Source organism: Commensalibacter sp. Nvir (genome assembly GCF_963921845.1).
Lineage (GTDB): Bacteria > Pseudomonadota > Alphaproteobacteria > Acetobacterales > Acetobacteraceae > Commensalibacter.
Map to the genome: position 1 here is coordinate 1 of NZ_CAWUGZ010000068.1, position 1,581 is coordinate 1,581.

Annotated in this window: 3 protein-coding genes; all 3 read left to right on the forward strand. The window is 40.2% G+C overall.

Translation table 11 applies throughout. The annotated features are described in order from the left end of the window. On the forward strand, positions 1-195 hold a 195-nt coding region (locus AABE15_RS04770; RefSeq protein WP_338330141.1), incomplete at its 5' end, for a hypothetical protein. Continuing rightward, a complete protein-coding gene (locus AABE15_RS04775; RefSeq protein ID WP_338330142.1) occupies positions 188-1,117 on the forward strand; it encodes a hypothetical protein in 930 nt (309 codons plus the stop codon). The genes AABE15_RS04770 and AABE15_RS04775, both read left to right, overlap by 8 nt. After that, a partial coding sequence (locus tag AABE15_RS04780; RefSeq protein ID WP_338330143.1) for a hypothetical protein occupies positions 1,118-1,581 on the forward strand: 464 nt, incomplete at its 3' end.

The window sequence follows — 1,581 nt, forward strand, 5'->3', positions numbered from 1 at the left end:
GCTCAAAAAAACAGCATAGTTATTTTTAAGAACATAATGTTTCCTCTGAGTAAATTAAAAAAAAGACTTCGCTTTAAAGAAAACAGAATAGAAAAAGCGCTTCACTCTTTAGAAGAATTAAACGTATTCGAAAAAAATAAAGCTCAGTGTTTTGTCCTTCAGTCTGTTCATGAAGGGAAGCATAATCATGTCTAAAAACCCTCCAACTTATAACTGGATTAAATTCTTTCATAAGGATTGGTTCAGTGATTGGAAAATCAATGCGTGCGATGCTGCCTGTAAAGGGATTTACATGAGTTTTTATGCAGAGGCTCATTTGGGTAATACAATAGGGGTTATTAGTTTTGGGGATAATGCTGAGTTATATAAATTGCTTTGTAAAAAATTTGGACTTCGGCTTTCCCAATTTAAACGAGCTTTATCAAAATTAATTGAAGTAGAACTGATTCAAATAGGCAAAAATAATGAGCTTATTTTAGTTGAACTTGTGAAGGAAAAGTTCCTAGTAAATACTCAACGAAACCTTGTTGAAGACCCAATAAAGACGCAACAAGAACTGAACGAGAACTCAATTTGTACCCAACGGGAAAATAAAATCCCAGAAAACCGCCAAAAATCAGAGATTGCTTGTACAGAGTCAGATATAGATTCAGATATAGAACTAGAAAGTAAGAAGGATTCCCCCCAAACCCCCCAACCGTTAAATTTACCCAAAGGGGAAGTGGTTCCGATTAACGAAACGACTAAGCTTTTCACTAAAAGCGTTCAGGTGCTTCAAGAGCGAATACGTTCCTCGGAATTGGAATGCCATAAAATCGTAGGGAGATGGTTTAAGCAATCGGGGCAGGACGCTCCACTAGTGGCTGAGGCGATTCAAGCCGGGCTGCATGGTAACAACCCGGTGGCCTATATTTCCGCTATTCTCAAGAGCAGAATTGAACGACGCGACCATCCTCAATCCCTTCAGAGTTATCCCAAAACAAATAAAGAACAATTAACTGAAGAATGGGGGTTGTGCAAAAATATTCTGGAATACCAACAAAAATACGCGGATGAAGAACCGACCCTGGAGCAACTTCAAGCGTACAGCCCGAAACGAGCGTGGGGACATCGATAAATGGCACCATCCTTTGAGACCACCAACGTCGTGTGGCGTATTGATCAAAGTTATGCCGCTTCGGCTGAGAAAATAGCCAATTGGCTTCGGCAGTTAATGGATCTAACTCAAAAAAGCGACAAAAATGTTAATAAACACTTTGTCACCAACCTTACCATCATGCTCATGGGTAAATTTGAAAAATGGTATTTTACGGTGAGTTCCCTCGAATATGTGGCTTCGCAATCCAAGTTTTTCCCAGCCTATCGCGAACTTTGCGAGTACTTAAGTGCTTGGATTGAACTTGAAAAATATCGGCGCTCTAATGAAAAAATCACTGAGATGTATTGCAATCACGCGGACTTTGCCACGTTAACGCCTGAAGCAAAAGAGTGGGTTAGGAATTTTTATCTCCGGCAATCGCATCACTGGAAAGACAATCCTGAAGAGTCAGTTCCTTCCGCTGACGTGCAATTGGATCGTGC

Excerpts from the sequence above, each read along its gene's own strand:
- AABE15_RS04775 (WP_338330142.1), top strand. The coding sequence starts at position 188 with ATGTCTAAAAACCCTCCAACTTATAACTGGATTAAATTCTTTCATAAG.